This is a genomic window from Psychroflexus maritimus (assembly GCF_011089875.1).
Taxonomy (GTDB): Bacteria; Bacteroidota; Bacteroidia; order Flavobacteriales; family Flavobacteriaceae; genus Psychroflexus; species Psychroflexus maritimus.
Window position 1 is genome coordinate 1 of the sequence record NZ_JAANAS010000065.1, and the last position, 3,376, is coordinate 3,376.

The following is a 3,376-nucleotide window of genomic DNA, read 5'->3' on the forward strand; positions in this document are numbered from 1 at the left end:
GATTTCGGAAAGTTCATCTGCACCTTTTTATACAGATTTGTTGACTACTTCTTATAATATTAGACTAATGGCTTTATTGTTTTTTTTTAATCTTTCGACATAATAATTTATTTTTACCAAAAAAAACAAAACAGGATGGAAGTAGGTATAGCTTTAAATATTATATTATCCCTTTGGATAATACCAACGTATTTAGGTAAAAAGAGAAAAATAGGTTTTACTTGGTCTTTAGTAGCTTGTGTTTTCCTAACTCCAATTTTAGGAGTAATTATTACTTTACTAAGTCCTAAGTTACCAGAATACAAAAAAGAGAGTATAAGAAAGAGAAAAGAATTAAAATCAATAAATAATAGATTTAAGGAAGAACTTTTAAACTACGAAAATAAATTAGACGACCTAAAAGATTTAAAAGATAAAGGTATTCTAACACAAGACGAGTTTAATCAAAAGTCAGCCAAATTAAAAGCAGACAAAACAAAAAAAGAAGTAGAACAAACCGCCGAATATAAAAAACTGAAAGACCTATACGATGACGGCATTTTAACAAAAGAAGAATTTGAAAGTAAAACTAAAAACCTATTTCAAAAATTTAAAAATATAAATAATATTAAAGTAAACTTATACGGTCAATGGCTTTCAGAAGATATGGTTTATCTTTTTAATATGGATAATAGTTTTAAATTTTACCCAAAAAACACAAAAGAGAGTATTTATAAGTCAGGTCACTGGAAAATAATTGACAAAAATACAATCATAGTCAATTATAATAAGAGAAGTGTTTTAAAAATAAAAGAAATAACAGAAAATAAATTAGTATATCTATACGAAAATAAAAAACATATCCTCCAAAAAATTAATTAGAATATACATTATATAGATAAAACGAAAAACTAACTAAATATGAACGAATTAATAGAACAAACATTTTCAAGAGATAAGTTAACTGTAAAAGCCGAAATATTCAGTGATTTGTATAATATTATAATAAAACTTTTAGAAGGCTTTAATTAAGCTGAAATGGAAGAGTTTTTGGAATACACAAAGCAAATGATGAAAATTACAGCAAAGCCTCAAGTTTCAATAGAAGGCGTAAAACCAATAAATTATATTCATCCTTACGAAAATAATATTGACGAAATAAAAGCTATTCGGAAAAAAGTGTGGTGTTAACCTTATCTAAGTCTAAAGAACCTTTTTTAAAAATATATACAAATTTTGGATTGTATTTACCCTCAATTAAATCTAAGTAGCTAACCAAAGAAAATGATTCAATTATTATAGGTTTTAACTGAACTGAATTTTTATTTAAGCTTAATTCATTATAAAAAATACAATCTACATCTCTAAACTCTTGATTAGAATTTTCATCAATGAGTTCATATTTTAAAACATAATCAGGTATATATCTGACCTTATCAATTTCTATAAAATGAACAGTACCTTTAAGTAATATTTCTTTTGAAATGATCATAGTAAACTTAATTGAAAAACAAACATACCGAATAAAAATACGCAAGACAACAGCGCATAACAAAAATAAAAAGGTCAGTTGCCGAGACCTAAAGTTCGGCAGATAACAAACAATAACAACACAACCGAAAAGCATAACACTTTAACTTTTTACTTATGTTATGCACAAAACGTGGGTAATTAAAAAAAAAAACAATTACGGAAAACCACAAAGCGGATAGAATAAGGTTTTGTTATTTTACAATATTGTAAATAGGTCAAAATTAAGCTGAACAGTGTCCCTAAAAGTAATAAGCAAATAAAAATAGAATATTTATGGAAAATTCTTTAGTAGAGTCATTCTCTAAACAGCAAAAATTATCATTAATCACTTTAATGAGAATAATATCAAACGGCAGTCAAGATAAAAACAAAGTTAGACTTCAGGACAAAACAATTCGAGAACAAGCTTCATTTCTCGGTTTAAGTTTTTCCGAATGTGAGGATTTTTTAAATACTTTAAATCCAGCAAATTTATCGACTTCGTTTAAAGACTTAACAAACATTCAAAAAGATTTTGCTGTATCAATGGTTTATGAAATTTTGTTTTGTGGTGTAGCTCCAAGTGAGAGAGATTATATAATAGCTGAAAATTCATTTAGCAAAATCGCTAATATTGATAGTGATGATTTTATAAGAAGAATAGAAAAAATACAGTCAATGGGTAATTTTTTTTCAAAATAAATAAATATGAAAGCATTAAAAATCATATTAGGTGTTATTTTAGGCTTAGGTGCTATTAATGCAATGATTGAAATGGGAGGAGAAGAAAGCGGTGCAGGTTTAGCTGGCGCAGTTACAGGTTTTGTTATTTTAGGCGGTATAGCCGGTTGGCTGATTTACAGCGGTATAAATCATAAATCAAAATGAAAAAGTTTTCAATTTTATTATTTAGTTTAATAACGTTAGTGGGCTTTTCTCAAACGACTTGGAAAAGTACTAATTATGGTTATTCGATTGAAATACCAAAAGGTTATTCAAAATTTCAAAGTATTGGAAGCAATGTAGATTTTAAAGCTAATAACGGCTTAAATTCAATTGTTGTAGTGGTTAATTCACTTCCTTTGGAATATAGCCAAGCTACTATTTGGGATATGATGGGAGATTTGTCAACCTATGGCGCAGAATGGGAATATGGCGCAAAAGAGCATATGAATAATCCAAAGTTCTTGAAATATGGAAAAACGACAATTGATGGTTTGCAATCTTTATGGTATGATTATACAACAGACAATCCACATTTATACTCTAAAACATATCAAGTGAAAAAAGGAACCAAATTATACACAATCACCTTGACTTGTGAATATGAAAATTATAATAATAATTCATCAATTTGGTATAGGTTTAAAGACAAGATAGCGCTGTAAAAACTAACCACAACTGCGCACAACAAAAATAGCGGTTTAAGTGCTTAAACGAAAATGAATTTTATAAAATTTAAGGTCAGTAAAAAACCGTAATGTAAGTGCTTGAAAATCCGCTACTTTTCATATATAAGGCCGTTCTATTGCATAATGAAGAAACAAAAAACTAACAAAAATGTAAAATAAATGTTTAACAATTTAGAAGAAATAAAAAGAGTGTGTTACACTGATAGGATTGAAGAAATAAACAATCTTGCAAAAATAATGACATTAAGGAATTATCTGAAAAAGAGATATGGTTACTTTCGACAATAAAAAGATATATCGAAAGCAGTAAAAAATTTATGTACGATTTTCCCCATTTACCACATCTTAGAAAAACGCTTATTCATTTATATTCTTTAGAAGAATATTCAACTCAGTCATAGCGTATATATAGAATTCCAAAGTTGGATGATTGTGCAATATTTTTGTTTTAAATGTGTTCAATATTTTTCAAA

Annotated in this window: 6 protein-coding genes; 5 read left to right on the forward strand and 1 reads right to left on the reverse strand. The window is 27.2% G+C overall.

The features are described 5' to 3' along the window. Nucleotides 1-135 precede the first annotated feature (135 nt). Entirely contained in the window at nucleotides 136-861 is a 726-nt protein-coding gene (locus tag G7034_RS09060; RefSeq protein WP_166400652.1) for an SHOCT domain-containing protein, read from the forward strand. Nucleotides 862-1,017: 156 nt separating this feature from the next. After that, entirely contained in the window at nucleotides 1,018-1,170 is a 153-nt protein-coding gene (locus G7034_RS09065; protein WP_166400653.1) for a hypothetical protein, read from the forward strand. On the opposite strand, the gene G7034_RS09070 is transcribed toward G7034_RS09065, so the two are convergent. Next, nucleotides 1,145-1,471: a hypothetical protein gene (locus G7034_RS09070; RefSeq protein ID WP_166400654.1), complete on the reverse strand. Its 327-nt coding sequence runs from the start codon at nucleotides 1,469-1,471 to the stop codon at nucleotides 1,145-1,147. The two genes, G7034_RS09065 and G7034_RS09070, sit on opposite strands and share 26 nt — an antisense overlap. Before the next feature lie 314 nt (nucleotides 1,472-1,785). Between G7034_RS09070 and G7034_RS09075 the strand changes: the two genes are divergently transcribed. Genes G7034_RS09075 through G7034_RS09085 form a run of 3 tightly spaced genes read left to right on the forward strand, consistent with a single transcriptional unit; the run spans nucleotide 1,786 to nucleotide 2,879 of the window. After that, nucleotides 1,786-2,193 carry a hypothetical protein gene (locus tag G7034_RS09075; protein ID WP_166400655.1) on the forward strand — a complete coding sequence of 136 codons (408 nt, stop codon included), beginning with the start codon at nucleotides 1,786-1,788 and terminating at the stop codon, nucleotides 2,191-2,193. A 6-nt stretch (nucleotides 2,194-2,199) separates the two neighbouring features. Further along, nucleotides 2,200-2,379 carry a hypothetical protein gene (locus tag G7034_RS09080; protein WP_166400656.1) on the forward strand — a complete coding sequence of 60 codons (180 nt, stop codon included), beginning with the start codon at nucleotides 2,200-2,202 and terminating at the stop codon, nucleotides 2,377-2,379. Then, the gene (locus G7034_RS09085) at nucleotides 2,376-2,879 is read left to right on the forward strand and encodes a hypothetical protein (protein ID WP_166400657.1); all 504 of its coding nucleotides are present in this window, start codon (nucleotides 2,376-2,378) and stop codon (nucleotides 2,877-2,879) included. The genes G7034_RS09080 and G7034_RS09085 overlap by 4 nt, the downstream gene beginning before the upstream one ends. Nucleotides 2,880-3,376 lie beyond the last annotated feature (497 nt).